Annotated in this window: 21 protein-coding genes and 1 tRNA gene; all 22 read right to left on the minus strand. The window is 43.0% G+C overall.

Annotated features, from left to right (window positions below; genetic code table 11):
- Positions 1-19: 19 nt before the first annotated feature.
- The 22 genes from cutD to FAY33_RS07430 all read right to left on the minus strand — a co-directional run bounded on the left by cutD (position 20) and on the right by FAY33_RS07430 (position 20,791).
- Complete coding sequence (gene cutD / locus FAY33_RS07325; protein WP_143320280.1) at positions 20-973, minus strand: choline TMA-lyase-activating enzyme; 954 nt, start codon at positions 971-973, stop codon at positions 20-22.
- A 22-nt stretch (positions 974-995) separates the two neighbouring features.
- Positions 996-3,542: a choline trimethylamine-lyase gene (gene cutC, locus FAY33_RS07330; RefSeq protein ID WP_143320282.1), complete on the minus strand. Its 2,547-nt coding sequence runs from the start codon at positions 3,540-3,542 to the stop codon at positions 996-998.
- A gap of 21 nt (positions 3,543-3,563) precedes the next feature.
- Positions 3,564-5,057 carry an aldehyde dehydrogenase family protein gene (locus FAY33_RS07335; protein ID WP_143320284.1) on the minus strand — a complete coding sequence of 498 codons (1,494 nt, stop codon included), beginning with the start codon at positions 5,055-5,057 and terminating at the stop codon, positions 3,564-3,566.
- 30 nt (positions 5,058-5,087) lie between these two features.
- Positions 5,088-5,396, minus strand: a complete 309-nt coding sequence (locus tag FAY33_RS07340; protein ID WP_143320286.1) for a BMC domain-containing protein — start codon at positions 5,394-5,396, stop codon at positions 5,088-5,090.
- A gap of 17 nt (positions 5,397-5,413) precedes the next feature.
- Positions 5,414-5,710, minus strand: a complete 297-nt coding sequence (locus FAY33_RS07345; protein ID WP_143320288.1) for a BMC domain-containing protein — start codon at positions 5,708-5,710, stop codon at positions 5,414-5,416.
- Between the two features lie 19 nt (positions 5,711-5,729).
- Entirely contained in the window at positions 5,730-6,014 is a 285-nt protein-coding gene (locus tag FAY33_RS07350) for a helix-turn-helix transcriptional regulator (protein WP_143320290.1), read from the minus strand.
- 4 nt (positions 6,015-6,018) lie between these two features.
- On the minus strand, positions 6,019-7,017 hold the full coding sequence (locus FAY33_RS07355; protein WP_143320292.1) for a DMT family transporter: 999 nt from the start codon (positions 7,015-7,017) through the stop codon (positions 6,019-6,021).
- Entirely contained in the window at positions 7,017-7,307 is a 291-nt protein-coding gene (eutM, locus tag FAY33_RS07360) for an ethanolamine utilization microcompartment protein EutM (protein ID WP_143320293.1), read from the minus strand. Before eutM ends, FAY33_RS07355 begins: the two co-directional genes overlap by 1 nt.
- A 3-nt stretch (positions 7,308-7,310) precedes the next feature.
- Complete coding sequence (locus FAY33_RS07365) at positions 7,311-8,291, minus strand: DMT family transporter (RefSeq protein ID WP_143320295.1); 981 nt, start codon at positions 8,289-8,291, stop codon at positions 7,311-7,313.
- A gap of 342 nt (positions 8,292-8,633) precedes the next feature.
- Positions 8,634-9,467 (minus strand): MerR family transcriptional regulator, encoded by an 834-nt coding sequence (locus FAY33_RS07370; protein WP_143320297.1) that lies wholly within the window; start codon positions 9,465-9,467, stop codon positions 8,634-8,636.
- 229 nt (positions 9,468-9,696) lie between these two features.
- Complete coding sequence (trxA, locus tag FAY33_RS07375; RefSeq protein ID WP_143320299.1) at positions 9,697-10,017, minus strand: thioredoxin; 321 nt, start codon at positions 10,015-10,017, stop codon at positions 9,697-9,699.
- A gap of 175 nt (positions 10,018-10,192) precedes the next feature.
- On the minus strand, positions 10,193-11,365 hold the full coding sequence (locus FAY33_RS07380) for a hypothetical protein (RefSeq protein ID WP_143320301.1): 1,173 nt from the start codon (positions 11,363-11,365) through the stop codon (positions 10,193-10,195).
- Positions 11,322-13,517, minus strand: a complete 2,196-nt coding sequence (locus tag FAY33_RS07385; RefSeq protein WP_143320303.1) for a YhgE/Pip domain-containing protein — start codon at positions 13,515-13,517, stop codon at positions 11,322-11,324. Before FAY33_RS07385 ends, FAY33_RS07380 begins: the two co-directional genes overlap by 44 nt.
- A gap of 209 nt (positions 13,518-13,726) precedes the next feature.
- Entirely contained in the window at positions 13,727-14,383 is a 657-nt protein-coding gene (locus FAY33_RS07390) for a cupin domain-containing protein (protein ID WP_243126644.1), read from the minus strand.
- A 20-nt stretch (positions 14,384-14,403) separates the two neighbouring features.
- Positions 14,404-15,243, minus strand: a complete 840-nt coding sequence (locus FAY33_RS07395) for a DUF364 domain-containing protein (protein WP_143320305.1) — start codon at positions 15,241-15,243, stop codon at positions 14,404-14,406.
- Entirely contained in the window at positions 15,197-16,048 is an 852-nt protein-coding gene (locus FAY33_RS07400) for an ABC transporter ATP-binding protein (RefSeq protein WP_143320307.1), read from the minus strand. The genes FAY33_RS07395 and FAY33_RS07400 overlap by 47 nt, the downstream gene beginning before the upstream one ends.
- Positions 16,045-17,070, minus strand: coding sequence for an iron ABC transporter permease (locus tag FAY33_RS07405; protein WP_143320309.1), 1,026 nt, complete (start codon positions 17,068-17,070; stop codon positions 16,045-16,047). Before FAY33_RS07405 ends, FAY33_RS07400 begins: the two co-directional genes overlap by 4 nt.
- A complete protein-coding gene (locus FAY33_RS07410) occupies positions 17,067-18,245 on the minus strand; it encodes an ABC transporter substrate-binding protein (protein WP_143320311.1) in 1,179 nt (392 codons plus the stop codon). Before FAY33_RS07410 ends, FAY33_RS07405 begins: the two co-directional genes overlap by 4 nt.
- A 97-nt stretch (positions 18,246-18,342) precedes the next feature.
- Positions 18,343-19,005, minus strand: coding sequence for a Crp/Fnr family transcriptional regulator (locus FAY33_RS07415; RefSeq protein ID WP_143320313.1), 663 nt, complete (start codon positions 19,003-19,005; stop codon positions 18,343-18,345).
- 212 nt (positions 19,006-19,217) lie between these two features.
- A tRNA-Gly gene (locus tag FAY33_RS07420) sits at positions 19,218-19,290 on the minus strand.
- A gap of 95 nt (positions 19,291-19,385) precedes the next feature.
- Entirely contained in the window at positions 19,386-20,135 is a 750-nt protein-coding gene (locus FAY33_RS07425) for a GntR family transcriptional regulator (RefSeq protein WP_243126645.1), read from the minus strand.
- A gap of 8 nt (positions 20,136-20,143) precedes the next feature.
- Positions 20,144-20,791, minus strand: a complete 648-nt coding sequence (locus FAY33_RS07430) for a hypothetical protein (RefSeq protein ID WP_143320315.1) — start codon at positions 20,789-20,791, stop codon at positions 20,144-20,146.
- Positions 20,792-20,800 lie beyond the last annotated feature (9 nt).

A 20,800-nucleotide genomic window follows, 5' to 3' on the forward strand; every position in this document is an offset into this window, starting at 1 on the left:
CACGACGTATTCCCCTTTCTTAGTGCTTTACTACAGTAACCGGAAATTGATATTCTTTCATCCAGCCCTCAATCCGGTCTAAATCCTCTGCACTTAAACTGGGATCGCCTTCAATTGGGTACTCTTTATCAAGCTGTTTATATTTATTGACGCCCAGCTTATGGTATGGAAGCAAATCAATTCCCTTAAAATTCTTACAATCACGGAACGGCATCAAAAAGCTGATTACCGCATCAATCTCTTCTTTACTTTCATTGATTCCTTTTAACATAGGCATACGCACCTTTACATTATACCGGCGGTGAAGCAGTTCCCTGATATTCGTAAGAATCTGTTCATTGCTTACACCCACAAGCTCGTTGTGTCTCACCGGGTCCATATGTTTTATGTCAAACAGGAACAAGTCTACATATTCTGCAATCTTTAAAATGGTTTCCGTCTTCGTATAACCGCAGGTTTCAATTGCCGTATTGATTCCTTCCTGCTTGCATGCCATCAGAAGGTTTAAGGCAGCTTCCGGCTGAGCGGTGACTTCGCCGCCTCCAAGGGTTACCCCTCCGCCTGAGATATCATAAAACGCCTCATCCTCCTGAACAATCTTTAGCAGTTCAGAGATGGTCTTTACCTCCCCGGCAATGCTCAGTGCACTGTTGGGGCAGGCATTTTTGCATTTCATACAGCCAATACAGTCTTTTTCCCGCAGGATTTCATGCTTACCGGTCTCCTTGGATATCACATGGATTCCCACTGGGCATACGTTTACGCATGCCCCGCAGTCTGCACAGGAATTTCGTTTATACATGACCTGGAATTTTCGTTCAAGCCCTTCCGGGTTGGCACACCATTTACACCGGAGCGGGCATCCTTTAAAAAACACCAGGGTTCTGATACCCGGCCCGTCATACATATTGTACTTCTGCACATTAAAGATCAGTGCCTTACGTTCAATCTCTCCTGTATTTCCATGGTCCATTGTGATTAATCTCCATCTTTTATTAGAAATGTGTCAGCATGGTTCTGCTTATGATTTCATCCTGTACATCTTTGCATAATTCAACGAAGAACGCACTGTAACCTGCAACACGGACGATTAAGTCGCGGTACTGTTCCGGATGCTTCTGAGCTTCGATGAGGGTGTTGTTATCCAGATAGTTAAACTGCATCTCCCCGTTTCCAAACATACATGCGGTACGCAAAAGGGTGATCAGACTCTCCTCTCCTTCCGGAGTATCAAGAAGTCCAGCCATGATCTTAAAGTTATGTACCATACCGATGTTCATGCTGTCATTGGACAGTTTGGATACGGACTTGATAATTGCAGTAGGTCCCTTATAATCAGCACCCTGAGTTGGACTGATACCATCGGAAAGAGGCAGCCAGGCATGTCGTCCATTGGCAGATGCACCTGTCAGCTGACCGAACGGGGTGTTGTTGGAAATGGATAAGGTACCATGGCTTAATACAGAATACAATGTTTTGTGTTTTCTGTGTTCATGCTCTGTGAAATCAACCAGATCAGCAGCAATATTATCTGCATAATCATCATCATTTCCGTATTTTGGTGCGTTGAGGCAATCGGTACGGAGCTGGTCAAATCCAACAAAATCAGCCTTTAAAGCTTCATTTAACTGCTGTAATGTATATTTCTTTTCATCGAATACAAGTTTCTTGATTGCCGCCATGGAATCTGCATAAGTAGCCAGCCCTGACCATACAACACCAGGTCCGAAGTTATACATTGCTCCGCCTGCGGAAACATCTTTTCCCTTTTCCATACAGCCTTCATACATAATGGACATAAGAGGCTTTGGTGCCAGATCTCTATGAACACGCTGAGAAATTACAGTCGCTACATCAGTCCATTTAGTAATGTATTTAATCTCTTCTTTTACTGCTGCTTCAAATTCTTCATAAGTCTTAAACTGGCTTAAATCTCCCATATCCGGGCAGACCTGTTTGCCATACCACAATGGAACACCATGATTTAATACAAGCTCAATACAGATGGGCCACTGGGTATAAGCCGTTGATGTCCACTGGTACAGACGACCGGATTTCTGAGGTTCAACACAGCCCATCAGACAGTAATCACGGGCATCTTCGATGGAAACACCTTTTGCAAGCATCATCTTAATGTGGGCATCATCAAAGTGACACGCCGGGAATCCCATACCGGAACGGACAACGTCTACAATCTTCTTTAAGTACTTCTTCGGAGACTTGTTATGGATACGGCATGCAAGGGATGGCTGGTAAATCTTCACATGACGAACGGCATCCATTAACAGATAAGTTAAATCATTGGTTGCATCATGTCCCTTACGGGTCACACCGCCGACACACATATTAACGAATGGCTGATAACCTGCAAAGAACTTGGAACCGCCTTCACTGGTAATCCACATCATCTCAGACATCTTAATCAGCATACAGCCGGAAAGTTCAAATGCCTGGAAATCATTCATACGGCCGGATTCGATATCAGCCTTATAAAATGGATACATATACTGATCCACACGTCCAATGGACATACCGGTCTGGTTCTCTTCTACAACAAGTAAAGACTCGATGGTCCATACTGCCTGGATTGCTTCCCAGTAAGTTCTTGGTTTATGAGCCGGAACATGGGCATTGACTTCGGCAATCTTATACAGTTCTTCTTTACGCTTTGGGTTGGTCTCTTTTTCTGCAAGTTCCTTTGCATAATCAGAAAGTCTCTTTGCGTAAATCATAACGCCTTCTGTGGTATCAATAATGGATTTATAGAAATAAATCTTCTCAATATCTTCCGGGTTCTCATAGTGAAGCTCTTTTAAATGATCCTTTGCTTCCTGCTGGATATCCAGCATACCCTTCTGCATTAAAATAACATCATAACCCGGGTTGGAATCTCCACCGCCGTTGATGGCATGATAGGAGCAATCGGATACAAAAGATTCTCCAGATAATTCCCATACGCCTGCTTCCCGGTACTGATCCTCACAGTATTCATCTACAGACTTTCCTGACCAGTAAGGGAACAGCTCTTCTCTCATGATCCTTTTGTCTTCTTCTGATATGTAGAATGGATCCTGAGGACGTTCTCCGATGGTATCAATCTCGTCCATCATCCATCTCCATGCAATATCAGGAGAGAATGCACCGGCACGGGGAGCACCGTTTGGCGCACCTACAATCAGCTCATTATCCTGAATAACAAGAGGTGCTGTCTCGCAGCAATAACGGAAACATTTTGCACGAAGCATGATCTTTGGCATACCTGGGTTCTCTTTTGCAATTTTTGTAATTGCCTGAGCACGGTATGTGGTGATAGATGGCTTGTGTGTCATGTATACATCTTTCAATTTCTGAAGTCTTGAGGTGATGCCGTCAGGTATTTGAACCCCTTCATCAAAGCTTATAGCAGCAGCTTTTGGTGCAGACTCCTTTTTATTGATCTCATCAGAAACAGTCTCAAACATCTTCATCAGGGAAGCTCTTTCTTCCGGTGACATGTTCTTGGTTGCTTCTACAAATTTATTAGAAAATTCACGAATATCCAATACAAATTCCCTCTCTTTCTCTTATTTTCCGTCCAATTCCTTTGACAGTGCTTCTAAGATCTGCTTTAACAAAGCCTTCGCATCCTCTGTCTTTGAATCATCTTTTAAAGGCAGGGACTGTTCTGTCTTTATCTGCTCTGTCCGTTTCAGGAATTCATCCGCTCTGCGGACTCCATAGGATGCCCTGCGGACATATATGAAGTTCATGGGAGAAACATTATCTGCCGTCATTCCTGCTCCGGATGTAATACTTCCTAACGTCATTGCCGGAAACAGATTTGTGGTGGCGCCCATACTTCCAAGGGTGGCTGGAGTGTTCACAAGGACCCTTCCAACCGGTTTTTTCAGTGCAAACTGACGGATTATCTCTTCGTCCGTGGAATGAATGACCAGGGTGTGTCCATGGCTTTCGTTCACCAGAAGGTTCATGCACTTTTCACAGGCATACATCCAGTCAGGCTCTATGTAATAGGCAAGTACCGGGCAGAGAAGCTCTTTTGCAAAGGGATTCCTGTCAGAGATGTACTTCTGTTCAGAAACCAGAACCGTGGCAGATTCCGGAACTTCAAATCCCGCCCGTTTTGCCAGTTCATATGCAGGTCTTCCCATTACCTCTGTATCCGCTTTTCCACTTTCCAGGCAAAGAAGGTCAATCAGAAGCTCCTCTTCCCTCTCGTTCATGAAGTAGGCACCGTTTTGTAGCATCTCTGCTTTTACTTCTGCAGCAATCACGCTCTCAACCACCATATACTGCTCTGCAGCAGAAACGATTCCATAGTCAAACGTCCGGCTGGTAATAATATCTTTTACTGCCTGTTTTATATTGGCAGACCGTTCAATAAATACCGGTCCGTTGCCCGTTCCGCCATAGATGTAGGGCTTTCCGCTTTCCGCTGCTTTCCGGCACAATTCCGGGACTCCGGTATTAACAATCATGGCTGCGGCAGGATGATGGATCAGCTCCATGGCACCAGCTTCTGTTACCGTCTTTAAATAGCCGATAGCACCTTCCGGAAGACCACATGACTTTGCAGCCTCCTGCAGACGGCTTAAAAGCTTTCCGGTCACTTTTTTCGCTCTGTCATGAGGTGCAATTACAATAGGATTACCGGATTTTACAGCAAGAAGTACATTATATATAGCTGTAGAAACGGGGCTTACCGAAGGAGTCAGCGCTACAATCACACCGACTGGAACTCCGATCTCCATAATCTTTAACTGAGAATCTTCGCGTAAAACACCAACGCACTTCATGTCTTTTAACTGCTTTGGAAGAGTCTCACAGATAAATGTATTCTTCACATATTTATCCTGAAAACGTCCATATCCTGTTTCATCAGCAGACATGACCGCCAGCTCCTCTGCCAGTTCTCTGGCAGCGGCAGCAAGGACGCCTAAGATATCATCAAGCTTTTCCTGGGGGAAGGTAAGCATGCTTTCTCTGGCTTCTCGTGCGCTTTCCATTAAAATCCTTGCCTCCTGTATGGAGAGCAGGTCTTTATCTATAAAACTCATTTCCATTACTCCCTTCATTCGGGATGCCTTTTATTCCTCTGCTAAAGCTGTTGGGATCGCATATCTCTTTACGATTTTCTCAAGATGGGGGTGGGGTCTTGGGATCACCACAGAGCTATATACTTCTGCTCCCATATTATGAACAGCCTTAACGCCCGCCTCTACTGCAGTCTTGCAGGCTCCCACATCGCCCTGAACCAGGACTGAGATATAACCGGAAGCTACGTTCTCATATCCAACCAGTTCCACTTCTGCCGCCTTACACATTGCATCAGCCGCTTCCAGTACGAATACCAAACCAAATGTTTCAATAGCGCCTATGGCTTCATATCTTTCCATATACTGTTTTCCTCTCCTTATGCGTCAATATCATGTACTGATACAATGTCGCCAACCTCTCTGATTGGTCTTGGCATAACATTCTTTGCTGTCAGCTTACCGATGGCTGCAGCAGCTTCTGCACCTGCTTCTACAGAAGCACGGACAGCCGCAACATCACCTTTTACCATAATGGTAACTAATGTAGAACCTATATTCTCATAGGAAATCAACTCTACATCTGCCGCTTTTAACATCTTGTCGGCAGCTTCCAGTGCCGGAACCAGTCCGACGGTTTCCACGAGCCCTAAAGCTTCCTCTCCGTAATATCTCACTGTGTAAACCTCCTCGCCTTTATTTGTGGCGGTATTTTTTATCTACATATTTATCAACAGCGCTTTTTCCTTCATCGTTGATCTGATAGCACATGCGCAGTTCTCCGTTCTGATCCAGATCGTGACCGCTTAAATCCACTAAGCCGTTTGCTTCCAGGGACATCACATGATCGGTATAACGTGCTTTTGTAAACTGACGTTCGTTGCCGTAAAGAGGTTTCAATGCCTCCATGATCTGGTCTACGTCCGCATTCTTCACTCCATACAGATAGTTTAATACTGCTGTTCTTGCCGGTAATAACATACCTTTATTCCCCTTTCTTAAAGAAATCAAGCGGATTCATGGTTACCAGAATCGCACCCAATACAATGACCACAGAACCGATTACAATGGTAGGGGTTACTGCCTGTCCCAAGAAAAGGATACAGAGGAAAACGCCCCAGAACGCATAGGTAACATTTAAAGACATACCTACCGCACAACCGACTGTAGAGTTGCTCTTATACCAGCATACAAATGATACTGCCGCACTTAAGCCTGCTAATCCCAGCCAGATAACAGGAATACCTGATAACAGGGTTCCTCCTAAAAGACCAAGACCTCCAACGATAGGAAGAATTACAAATAAATCTACGATACCGGAAATGAGCTGACGCAGGTTAACCGCTACATCGGTATCAATCATGGCACCGCCATAGGTAGAGCATACGCCTTCCAGCGCCCAGCTGATTGCCGCAATAAAAGCACAGATAATTCCCAGTGTAAAGTTGGGACTGCCTTCTGGTTTTGCCCAGTTAATAATAACCGCTCCGGCTACACATACCAGCATACCTGTCATAACTCTCTTTGTGATCTTCTGCTTTAAGAAAATTCTTGCAAAAATCGCTCCGAACAGGCTGCATAATGCGGAAATCGGAATCGCATAAGCTCCTGCCATGGCAAGACCTACCAGGTAAGCACCATTGGCAATAGGACCGCCAAGTAAAGAACCAAGTACAATCATTTTACCAGGGAATGTGTTAAGACATCTTCCCATCTCACGGATCCGGCCGCTTCTGGCATTGTATATGGTAAGCCAGATACCAGCAAAAAGGTCGTTTAAACCAGAACATACATATGGTCCGGCAAGCAGCCCTGCAGCACCTGCAAGAGGAGCGTAACGTCCGGCTATCAGAACAAGAACCGTATAAATTCCATAAGTAAGTCCGGATACTGCACCAGTTGTCATGCCTGTCACTCTGAACTTTTTGTTAACGGCTGCCATCTTCTGATCCGCTGACGCGGCTGTCATTCCTTGGTTATTCATTACTTCGTCTCCTTGGTTGCTTTCGGAAGAATTGTCTCAACCTCTGCATGAGGACGAGGAATTACATGTACAGATACCAGTTCTCCAACTCTCTGTGCTGCCGCTGCGCCTGCATCTGTTGCTGCCTTTACCGCACCGACATCACCTCTTACCATAACAGTAACAAGTCCGCCGCCGACAAATTCTTTTCCCATCAGGGTAACGTTTGCTGCTTTCACCATTGCATCTGCAGCTTCAATTGAGCCGATCAGGCCCTTTGTTTCGATCATTCCTAACGCATCATATTTCATAACTTATTCCTCCTTTTTACCGAACAGTTCAAGTGGGTTCACGGAAACTAATATTGCACCGATAATGATGATAATAGAGCCAATGACAATTGTGGGGGTTACCGGTTGCTTTATAAACAGAATGCAGAAAAGAACACCCCAGAAAGCATAAGTAATATTTAAGGACATTCCTATGGCACAGCCTACTGTACTATTGGCTTTATACCAGCACAGATAGGAAACTGCCGCACAGAAACCGGAGAGTACCAGCCATGCAACCGGTGGTGCTGATTGCAGGGTATTTCCTAAGAGTCCCATACCGCCGATAATCGGCAGAACCACAAACAGATCTACAATACCGGATAACAACTGACGGATATTGATCAGTACATCAGAATCCAGCACTGCACTGCCGTAAGCTGCAAATACTCCTTCCAGCGCCCAGCCAATGGCTGCAACGAAAGCAAATATAATTCCCAGTGTAAAATTGCTGCTTCCTTCTGGTTTTACCCAGTTAATGATAATGGCTCCAATTACACAGATAAACATACCGGTACCTACTCTTGGTACGATCTTCTGTTTTAGAATAATTCTTGAGAAAAATGCTCCAAATAGTATGTACATTGCGGAAATTGGAATCGCATATGCTCCCGCCAGGTTAAGTCCTAAAAGGTAAGCGCCGCTGGCGATGGGACCTCCTACAAAAGAACCCAGCAATGAAATCTTTCCAGGGAAAAGCTTAAGGCTTCTTCCCAGCTCCCTGATACGGCCTGTCTTAAAGTTATAAGCAGTAAGCCATAGTCCTGCGAACAAATCGTTAAGCCCTGACGTTACATAAGCAAGAATAAGCGCGCCTGTAAGTCCTGGAATAAGATCTGAGGCTCCCTCCAGCGGTTTGTAAAAACCGGCTATTAATACGAAGGTTGTGTACAAACCATACGTAAGTCCGGATATGATACCCACTGTAATACCAATTCTTCTGAATCTCTTTCGTGTTTCTGTCATGTTTAATTTCCTCCCCCACTTGAATGATGCACAAAAAATGCACTTATTCTGTTTCTCTTTCTTTCTCTACGTTCAGCTGAAAACGTTTAGAAAACACCCTTTCCAGTTAATGTTACCAATTCAAATATGGTTCCAGGTGTTTTTCTATACATTTAGTATAAGACTTACCCCTAGGGGGAATGTCAACCAATTTCTGCTTTTTTCGTAACCAAAAATTGGAAAGCAGACAAATCCCGCCTGAAATATGCCTGATTTATGTAAAATACAGACTTAATCGCCATATAAGTCTGTAAAATAAAAAACACTGACACAGAATCAATGACGAATTCTGTGTCAGAGAGATCACGTTCTGAATATGGGAACATTAACCTCAGTAACAAATTCTTCCGGATTCCTGGTGGTCCAGTAATCCACCACATAACGCTCGTAGCTTTCCTTTGCACACTGATAGCCTTTTTTCCCTGCCCAGTCTTTAATCTTCTTATATTCTTCATCAATCGTCTCAAGCTTACCGATATGATAGACCGACGCTGCCATAAAGCCACCGTACTTGCGGCGGTTAATACATTCCCTGCAGGGATGGATTGCCTCCTGCATAATGGTCGCCCGCTTACACGTTCCCTCCATCTTATCCTCAAAGGACTGGAATTTTAAAATTACCGCTCCGGTAATCTCATTCTCTGCATGTTCCAGGTGATTGGTCCATTCAATATTAATAATGGACTCCATATAATTGTAATCAAAATCCTGTTCCAGGCTGCAATAGGTCGTCTCGGGTATATACTTGACCGCAACATCATGTACATCATTCTCCCGTACCATCTTGGCTTCCTGAATCAGTTCGTACCAGTCCTTCACCGCTATGAAGCTGTTATGAATCTGCTGTTCCTGATAACGAAGCTGATCAATCTTATTCCTGAAATTCTGTTCCAGATAATAGTATGTATTCCCTTCTACTAATCCCTGCATCTCTTCCAGTTTAAACCCCATCTGCTTGTAGTACTTGACCACCGGAACCGTTAAGAGTGTCTCCTTGTTATAATACCGGTAACTGTTCTCCTTACAGATCATATCCGGAGAGATAATACCGATCTTATCATAAAAGCGCAAGGCCTTGGTGGAAATATTGCAGATCTTACTAACTTCCCCAATTGAAAATAATTTTTTTCTTTCCATTTGATCCCCCATAATCATCGTTGTCCTTACATTATCAGGTTCATCTGCCTCTTCTTACACGCCCCTTGTGAATTGCTTAACTAAGTATAACCCCTCCCGTATAGGGGAAGGTCAACCCGGTTATAGTAGTATTCTAATATATATTGTCGAATTTGAAAAGCTTAAAAAACTGTAAAAAAATAACCACAGGTTATTTCTTCTGAAAATAACCTGTGGCATCTCATACTTTTTACTTCAACTTCTCAATCATATCCAGTATTTCTTTTTTAGATTTCACTCCTACAGAAGTTGCTGCAAGCTTTCCATCTTTAAAAAATCCTACGGTTGGAATACTCATGACCTTAAACTTACCTGCCAGATCCTGATTCTCATCTACATCAACCTTTCCTACCTTTAAGTCCGGAAGATTCTCGGATGCTATCTCATCAATGATAGGAGCAAACATCTTACAGGGACCGCACCAGGTTGCCCAAAAGTCCACCAGTACAATGCCCTTGCTGTTTTCTACTTCCGCTTCAAAATTCTGTTGTGATAATGTTAAAACTGACATATCTATTCCTCCTTTTTCGTCTAAAATGATCTTACATAAAAGTGTAACCAGTTCATCTTAGTAGTTTTATCAATATTATATGTATTATCCTGATTCTTACTTGAAATAATAAAAAACTGTAACTTTTGTAAATCCAGCTTTCTTACTGTTATTATAAAAGTTACAGTTCCATTTGTCAATAGATATTTTTTTCTTTCAAATCAAATCCAAGAATCTTTACTTTTTCAAGAAAACGGTTTTTCGCATGCAGGATTCCATCCTGTCCCGGATCTCCACCGGCGGGGTCTAACTGATTCTGTGCCATTGCGCTGGCTGGTATCCTTCCGCCCTGATATCCGCCGCTTAATTCCAGATCCAGGTCAAATTTTTCGTTTCTACTTGTTATATTTAATCTGGATATCTGGAAAGAACGTTTTCCTTTTTCACCATTTCCAAAATTCAGTTTCGTATCCAGAGTAAACGCTCTTCCATCACAATCTGCATTCCCCTTTAAGGAAAGACCGCCATGATCCTCTAACAGCATGGCAAGATCTAAAAGACCTTCCACGTGGACTTCCGACAGATTGCTGCTCTTATCAATAACAAACGTAATCTTCTGAAACTGCCCTGGAGTTTTTCTCTCTTTCAGCATCTCTCCCCACATCTTCATCCCTTTTAAAGGACCTTCCAGAAGGTATCCGCCGATTTCGCCCAGATAGGCATCAAATTCCTCTGATGCAACCTCTGCTTCTATCATAACAGCAGAGCCTTTTCTTCCCGAAAAGTGTATGGAACTCTGACTGATCAGCTTAATGGTATCTTTCTCTATGGTTTTTATCCGGTCATGTATCTGACTCTTCTTCTGAGGAGTCACAGTAAATCCTACGGTATTTTCTAAAGAGTCCTGCGATGCCTGGGCAGATGCTTCGGTAATGCCTGGGATATGAAATACTACATGATCCTGATCTGCGGTGTAGGTGATTCCCTCCCGGATAGAACCGAGGAAATAGACATTTAACGCACCTGATGCAAGGGTATTATCATGGTTGCGCTGCTCGCTAAAGGAGATTCCAAGCCCTCCGGGCAGAAGCAGGACAGAATGCCCATTCCATCTCACTTCATCCGCCACCAGTTTTAAGCTGTCCTCATATCCTTCCCCTTCTCCTTCGTCCTGCTGCCATAACTTCATCACTTTTGTTTTCGTCTCCAGCGCAGAACGGGTCAGATAAAATTTCGCACGATATACGGGCATTTTGTACCAGATAACCAGGAGAACAGCAGCCAGAATCACAAGTGCCGCTCCCACTTTTATTCTTCTGTTTTTTTTAGAAGATCCCTGTTTCGCTAAGTTTTTCTTCAAAGAATTCATTTAGTTCAAGCACCTTCTTTCGCAATACAATTCCAACCAACAGGGAGATAGGAATAAAGACTGTAACAATTCCTAAGTATCTCCAGTAATCATTCTGATAAAGTCCGCCAACACATTCCCTCATGGCATTGATCAGATGGGTAAACGGGAGCAGAGGGTTCACCATCTGGAAAAATCTTGGTGTCACCTGAATTGGGAACGTTCCGCCGGAACCAGCCACCTGGATTACCATAAATACGATGGAAATCGCTTTTCCCACGTCACCAAAGGACACGGTCAGAGAATAAATAATACTGTTAAATATCACACTTGCTACAATTGCCGCCAGCACGAATTTGCCGGGGTGGATACACTGAATCCTTAACAGATACAGATCTCCCAGAGCAACAATGAGTGCCTGTGCAATTCCAAAGAGCAGGAACGTCATATATCTGCCCAGATAAGTCTCATAAAGTTCCATCCCAACCGCACGTTTTTCTTCCACCTTGCATTTTAACAGTGCCACTAAAAGCATACCGCCAACCCAGATTGCAAGAACGGAATAAAATGGAGCCATGGCAGAACCATAAGTCTCAACGGGGTAGAGCTTGTTGGTCACCATATCCGTCGGTGTCTTCATGAATTCACTGAACCTCTCGGGATCATTCTTCATGATGTCCATAATTTTATTAAGCTGCTTATTGTCTGCGACCTTGTTGACATCTTCAATCATGTCGTCGATCCGTTCCTGGCCTCTTGCAATCAGACTCTTTGCACTGTCCAGAGATTCAATCAGACTCTGGGAAGAGGTGGTGACACTGGATAATGTGCCGTCTACCTGCCCAACCATTCCTCCCACACTATCTAAGGCTCCTGATGTGGCACCAAGCATGTCATAGGTTTTATCGACGCTGTCCTTGAGAGGAACTTCCACTTTTCCATTATAGAAATTCAGGACATCAGAAACATTATTATAAAGTCCGTCCAGGGAGTTACCGATATCTTCTTCCATGTCATCAGGCAGATGCTTTGTCTGGCGCACAGTCTTCTCTGCGGCTGCCAGCTTGTTAATTACCTCCTGCTGCTGTTTTGCCAGAGCGGCAAGACGCTGCTGGAGAACCCCTGCATCTGCAATTGGCTTAGGCAGAATCTTATTGATGGTGCCAATAACCTTGCCAAGGGAATTCATCTGTTCCAATCCGCCCTGCAAAAGGCGCTGCATGGTTTTTAAAGAATCAGCCGCCGCATCAGCGGAAGAATCTGTCAGTTTCTCTACAGAACGGAAGGTGTCATAAACGGTTTCTTCAATATCCATAATGTGATCAAGAGTATCCCCAAGTCCATCCGTAAGAATATCAGAGAATCCTCTGGACGCATCAATCAGCTCTTTTGCACTATCCGCAGTCTGACCACCGGATTCCACTAATCTATCCACATCAGGAAGGGTCCCTTTTACTCCGTCATTTAATGAGTTTACCGTCTTTAAAGTAGATTGAAGCATGGTTATGGTGTCTGTTAACTGGTCTAAATCCTTCCTTGCATCAGAAAGAGCATCAACCGCATCATTTCTTCTGGTTTCTTTATCCGTTCCCCAGTCCTCCGAATAGTTATTCAATACCTTGCCAAGGACCTTTGAGGTGGTATTGATAAATGTCTCATTGATCTGCTGCTGGACAGTCTCAACACCCTTATCCGTAATTTTTGTAGCAATGGCATTCTTTTTCTCGTTTACATAATATTGGAGAACCGGGCGTTCAATATCGGTGGTAAGAACACTGGATATCTTCTGGCTGAAATCCTCTGGTACCACAACGGCTGCATAATACCTGCCGGATTCCACTCCGTCCATGGCATCAGAACTGTCCACAAACTGCCAGCCGATCTTATCGTTCTTTCTCAGTTCATCTGTAATCATCTCACCGATGTTAATGGAGGAGTCATCAATATCTGTGTCAAATATACTGTCGATGGAAGCACCTTTATCCTGGTTCACCACCGCAACCTTAAGCCCCTTTGTGTTCGAATAAGGGTCCCAGCTTGCCGCAATATTAAACCAGGCATACAGAGAGGGAATCAGAATAAGTCCCAAAGCAATCAAAATTGCAACAGGATTCGACGTAATATGCTTCAGATCATCAAAAAAGATCTTCCATATATTTTTAACATGTATCATAGCAACCTCCTTGGTATTCTATTTTGGAATTATGGATTTATGTAATTCCGTATTATAGTATTATCCATTCTTAAATGCAATGCCTGAATCCGTTAAAATAATAACTGCCGCAATGAGAAAGAGACAGCATGAACTGTCTCATAATGGATTCTAACGCAATAAATTATAGTATACCACAGTTGATTTGTTTCTGTAAATACTCAACCCCTTTACTCCAGGGTAAGCAGAAGTGCCATTTTAAACCGGCCGTTCGCTTTCACACTGTGAAGACCATTCTTTTCAAAACGGAAATTCTCCCCTTCGCTTATGGGGTAACTGGTTCCTTCATAGACAATTTCCGCCTTACCTTCCAGTGCAAAGAATAGCGCATCTCCAGGTGCCTTATGTTCGGAAAGCCTGCAGCCATCATCAAAGGAAAGAATCATAAACTTCATACCGCTCCCGGCTGCCAGGTCCACATTAACAATACTCCCCTCCTCATAGTCTATCAGATTCTTTAATTGAAATACCTCATTTGCTTTTAAGATTTCGTTCATTTTACTTTTCCTCTCTAATAAAATTTCTGTATATACAAATCCCTCTTCTGTGGAATTCACTCCACATAAGGTTCCTTCCTGCAAAAAAATAATATCCTGTGACTTCATCTGCAGTTTGCAATTCCCATCTGTCCCAATATCAAACATGCCTGTTCCCCAGGCTCCAATATAGATAACCGGATTGCTATAAGCTTCCGGGCTTATATCCGTGCCGCTTCCCAGGGAAAAGTGATGCACTGCAGATGTTTTCCCCATTTTCGCATTTGTAGAAATTGTCATGCCTGCTTTTGGTACATGTTTTTTTGAAATAGAATATACTCCTGTCTCCAATATAGTCCTCCCATTCATGTTCAGTCACGCCTAAGTTCATAACAATCCATATAGGATAAATCCATTCCTTCCGGAATCGCTGCAAACGTGGACTTATAGTATGCTTCCTTATCCTTTACCGAAGCGCTGAATATATAGTTATATCCCAGATCAAACAGATATTCCGGTGAAATCTCTGCGCTGGGTCCATAAATCCCTCTGATTTCTGCATGTTTGCAGGTATCCAGGATGTCCTTATAGGTGTTATTTACAATGGTACAGCCAGTCATTACCACAATATCCAGACTTTCAAGCACTTCTTTATGCAAAAGGGCATTTTCTCCAAGATGCCAATGAATATTTTCCGGATATACGTTTGTCTCATTTCCAATTTTATAATTCAAAATTCCTTTCGGGTCCCGGAAATCAAAGGCATGAAATTCTTTACATTTTCCAAGAAAAACTTCATTATACAGTCCATATCCAATGATTCCAACCTTCTTATCTTTTACATCGTAGTCAAATTTACGTCCTTCTGTTCTGATGATCCTTCTGTCTTTCAGACGTTCTGTGGAGTTAAACGGCTTGCTTAGCAGATTGCATAAACAGGCTGCAATGGTCCGAAGCTCAGGATCAGCCTTCTTAATCAGTTCATAAACACAATCGTCTGCCGGTCTGCCAATGAAGGACTTTAATATTTTCTCATATTCCTCAAAACTCTTTTCCTGTCCTACCCGCAATGACATGGATAACCGGTCATTGGTGTCAGATACCATAAACCACCGGTATCCCATTACAAATTCTTTTACTACGGGCACAGGCTCTTCATATGTTTCATAGTTTTTCTGTATTATTTCCAGGGCTGCGCTTAAATCCTTCATAATTCTCTCCTTTGCCATCTGTAATTGAAATTGGGACAACACTCTTTACCGTTCGTCCGCTGTGTTGAAATTGGTTCACTGCAACATTTACATGAAATGCTTTTGAGATATTTTCTTCGTTCAGAATATCCTCTGTCCGTCCGTATACATATTCTCCGGTGCTGTTGAGCATAAGTGTTTCATCAGAAACAGAAATTGCATTGGTGGGATAATGGGTATTCATAATGGCACAGATCCCGTCCTCATGCGCCATGCGTTCAATCAGATCCAGTACCAGTATCTGATTATGGAAATCAAGACCCGTCTCCGGTTCATCAAGAATAATAAGGTCTGGTCTGTTGATTAAGGCCTTTGCAATAAGTACCATCTGCAGTTCGCCTCCGCTCATACGGTTACAGTCCTTGTCTGCCAGTCTTTCTATTCCAATCTCCTTCATGATTTCTTCTGCCATCCCGATCTCTTTCATACCCGGCTGTTCAAAAACACCAAGATGGGCACTGCGCCCAAGAACAACCATCTCAAGACCTGTGATTGAAAATGCAAATCCATGAGACTGGGGAATATAGGAAACCTTTGACCACAGCTTCCTGGAGTTCATATTCTTTATATCTTCTCCATATAAAAAACTTTTCCCCTCCCCCCAGTCTAAAAGTCCTACCATACACTTTAAAAGCGTTGTTTTTCCGACTCCATTGGGACCAAGCACAGATAGAATCCTGCCCTTATTTAACTGAAAGCTGATATTTTTTATTATCTTTTGCTGATGCGGATAGCCGAAGCTTCCATTCTGTACTTCAAGAATCAATGTAAACTCCCCCTATTCCTTTTTAACAATGAGATAAATACCGGCGCTCCAATAATTGCGGTAAGAATGGACAGCGGAAGTTCAATTACACTGATGCTTCTGGAAAATGTATCAATCAGAATCATGAAACTGGCACCAATGCTGATTCCGACCGGAACCACATAGCGGTTGTTGCTTCCTACCAGCATTCTGGAACAGTGGGGAATCAAAAGTCCGATCCACCCAACCTGTCCGCACATGGAAACACAGGAAGCAGTTATGACAGTTGCTGCCAGTACAAAAACCAGACGGGTTTTCTTTAAATCCATTCCGCTCGCTCTTGCCTCATCGCTGCTTAAGGACAATATATTTAATTTCCATCTCATCAGATAGATAACTGCAATCCCGGCAAGAATCAGCGGAGAGCCTACCAGGATTTTTTTATAGGAGGCACTTGTAAAGCTTCCCATGAGCCAATAGGTAATGGCAGGCAGTTTGTCCAGGGGATCTGCTGTATATTTTAATAAAGAACCAAAGGCATTAAACAATGCGGATATAATCACTCCCGCCAGTACCAGAAATACCACGGACTGTCCATTTCTGTCTTTTGCCAGCATCATTGTAATCCAAACGGATAACAGTCCAAAAGCCAGTGCAAGCAACTGGGTCTCCATAATTCCCATGGACATAATAATAGCAATGATGGCTCCTACACAGGTTCCGCTTGTAACCCCCAGTACGTCTGGAGTTGCAAGTGGATTGGAAAAAAGTGACTGAAACGCATTTCCCGCACAGGTAAGACCGGCACCAACAATGATTGCCATTAAGATTCTTGGCAATCTTAAATTTATAACAATGGAATAATTCTGGCTCTGCTTATCCCCTTTTGCTGCATCCGCTAACGTATGAATTACGTCTGTGACAGAAAGATTCATTCTTCCTATGCACAAGCTTATGAGGGCAGCGCCAACTGGTAATACAATCATTACCAGTATAGCAGCAGCCGTGAATTTATTATGTCTGACCCAAACTGTATTTTTCATTGCAATTGGAGCATTCCCTTCATCTCTTCTTCGGTGATCTCATAGCCGTAAAAGTTCTTGTAATAATCACGGATTACGGTTTCCAGAGGGTAGTCTTGAAATTCTTCCGGATACGTCTGATAAGCAAGCCATGCTAACACAAGAGGTGCATCAGGATTGGGGGTAAACCAGTTCCACATCCCCAGTGTTGTGTTGTATACACGCTGGTTTTTTACTGCCTGGATTGTTGAAAAATCTACGCCTTCCACTTGATTGCCGATCACATCCTGCCTGTTTAACTTTAAAAGACCAGGGCCATTTAAAAATAACACCTGTGGATTCCATTCATAGATTTGTTCAAAACTAACCTGTGCAAATCCTTTTGTTTCTTCTGCCACATTCATAACTCCCAGGTGCTGCAGCCAGTAATCACCAAATACCCCTTTGCCTGCTACCTGAGGAACACCATCAATCAGCTTAAATAAAATCATTGTACTTGGGCGCTTATCCTCAGGAATCTTCTCTATTCTGGTTTCCACCTCTGCAACAATTTTATCTCCTGCTTCAATAAAGTCATCCATCTTCCCCTTCTCGCCAAATACCTCTTCAAGAAGTTTGAGCCACTCTTTATACCGCTTAATCGGATCTGCCGGGGAATCTGTGCCTACTGTGGCAAATCCTATGGCTGGAATTCCGCTGGAAGCTAATATCTCTGCATGTTCTTTATTACCTGCATTATAGAAAATCACATCTGGTTTCAGCTTAATGATTTCCTCAATATTTAAGTCTGACTGCGCATAGACGGTACTTGATGAATCAAGAAGTTCCGGCGCAATGTTTTTTAAGGCTGTCTCTGAAATAGTTTCCTTAAAGGAACCGCTGTACCCCACAATATGAGGAGCTGAACCTTCAAAATATGACATGTAGGTTGATAAAATGGGAATCTGGTCTATTACAATCCGTTCGATCTTATCCGGAACTTCCACACGATTCCCACCATGATCCACTACAATATGGGTTCCTGCCTGTCCGCTGTCTGTTTGAGAACCGGTTTCCTTTCCTGCTGTAACGGTCTCTTGTGCCGCAGTCTCAGGCACTGATTGAGCCGTTGTATCTTGATTGCTGCCTGGGGCACATGCAGTTAATAACAAGATTGATGCGAATAAAAGTGAAGTCGTTTTAAATCCCAATTTCATAATATCCTCCTTTTGTTGTTAGTTGTAACTAACTTGTATATAAGTTTATACAAAAAAAAGGATTAATTCCATTGCAACCGCAACGAAATAAATCCTTTTATTGATATTTATTTACTATAAATACGTTTTTTCTGAAATCTATAAATCCTTCTTTTTTCATTTTCCCCAGTTCTCTTGATAAAGCACTTCTCTCAACCCCAAGATAGTCTGCCATCTCCTGCCTGTTCATAGGAAGAAGACACTGATCCCCTTCCATGGGCGTATCTTTTAACAGTGCCCAGATCTTATCACGGACAGAGCGCCTGCTCATTATATGAATCCTTTTATTCTGTTCAAGATTGGCAACAGCGGTCTGTCTGAGCAGATTGGCTGTTACCAGTGAGGCATAACTGCATCGTATGGCTTCCTGGCTAAATAGCTTTGACATCTTTAGAAACAGAATCTTTGTCTTTTTACTTGCAATGACTGTCACAAGGGAAGGCTGGTCTGTGAGACAGGAATGGGAACAGCCAAAGGAGTCCGAAGGAACAGCCACCTTGATACTTGAATCATCTCCGATTATTCCTGGTACAATCAGTTCCACCTTTCCCTCCAAAACAATACCGGCATTGGAGATCATATCCCCATACTGATATATAATCTCTCCCTTGCCATACAGTCTGGTATGCCCCTCCAGACAAAAGAGGACACGTTTTATGGTCTCATCATCCGCCGATTGAAACAGCTCAGATTTTTTTAGAATTTCATAATATTCTTCCATTTGTCCTCCTTGTAAGTCTGGTGAGCGACCGTAAGTTAGTTATATCTAACTTTATAATATTTTGTTTTAATTGTCAAATAAATTCAGACTCTGGCTTTTACAGTCCGATGTGCGTTAAAGAAGTTTGTTTCCAGATAGAGGAAAAGATTATGACAGATACAAAATAGCCGGAACCCTTTGTAAAATCAAGGTTCCGGCTACCTAATAATAAGAGCGCGAGACGGGACTCGAACCCGCGACCCCGACCTTGGCAAGGTCGTACTCCACCAACTGAGCCACTCGCGCATAACTGACGCTTTCTTACGTCATTTATGACATCAAAATTATAACATGCGAAACCGGAAAATGCAAGATAAAAAATCACTTTTTGCACCTCCCGGCTACGCATGGTACTTCAATTTTGTTTCAACCAGAAAGTCGACTCCCAACCCGTCCGCTTCCCGTCTGACCTCCGCCTTCTCATGGTCAAAAAGATCCGTATATTTGGACACCAGAGGACGTTCCTTATTCACCAGACGGTTTAAATGGTGGTTCAAAATACTGGTAAGACGTTCAGAATCTTTGGCAAGAATGGCGTCGAGCATCTCTCTATGCTGTTTTACAACGCCCTGCTCAATGCCGATATCCGCCATATAAAGCAACCGGATTCTGTGGTAATGACCAGAATTTGCCTCTAAAATATCATTGCAATACCCTTTATTCGCTCCATCATAAAAAATAGAATGAAAATAGTTGTCCTCAGCAAGAAATGCCCGGATATCTCCGGTCTTCTCTAACTCTTCCTGTCTTTCCAAAGACATCTCCAACGCGGTAATTGCCTTTAAGTTGCACACCGCCATAAATTCCAGCATCACATTCTTTTCCACACAGGTTCTCATAAATCGTTCATTTCTTACTTTTTCATAGTCGATCTTAGATATCATGGTTCCCCGCTGTGGTAAAAATGTGATAAGCCCTTCCTTGGAAAGGCTTATTAACGCATCCCTTACCGGAGTCCTGCCAACCTGATAGGACTCACTGATGTCCTTAATGCTGAAAATCATTCCAGGGCGCAGCTTTAAATCCAGTATATCCGCCCGCAAAACATCGTAAATAGGTTCTACCTGGCTGTTGTCTGTCTCGCCCATCATGCCTCCTGCTAAAAGCTCATTACTTCTCTGTACATATTCAGAGCCTCATCTGGACTATAATTATAATACAAAAGTATGTCTAACGCAAATGGTGAATATGGAAAACTGTTGATTTTCTTAGAAAAGTACATTCCACCGATTTCTGACAAAGCTCTTATTGTTGATTTATTCTCAAATCCAAGGAATTTCCATAAGATAATGGTCTCATCTCTTGTATAGATTTTCTCTTTTTCCTCTTCCAGATAGTGAAAGATTTCATGAGCAAGAATCAGCCCTTCTATCTCCTTTTTTGTGATCAGATCTGATAATCCATCCTGCTTCATCGCTTTTTCAATCGGTTCTGTCATAATTTCAATGTGGCTGGGTGGAGTAAAAAGGGCAAATAACACTCTGTCTGCTATCTGCCCTCTGTCAACAAAATCCACCTTTAATTTCAGTTTTTCTGCCATCTCCCACGGGTCGCTGGTTCCAAGAAGACGGACTGCTTCCACAGCCATCTCTTCGCCGCAGGCAATGGATTTTTGAATCATTATTTCCTTTTGGGCTTTGTCAATTTTGTTGCGGAGAAGATCTCTGGAGAATGCGTACATTCCCCAGGACTGATCCGTCACTTGAAACAATTGCTGTGCCATACTCTGCAGTTTTATATTCTCCATATTGTTCTC

It is taken from the genome of Clostridium sp. HBUAS56010, assembly GCF_007115105.1.
GTDB lineage: Bacteria > Bacillota > Clostridia > Lachnospirales > Lachnospiraceae > Lacrimispora.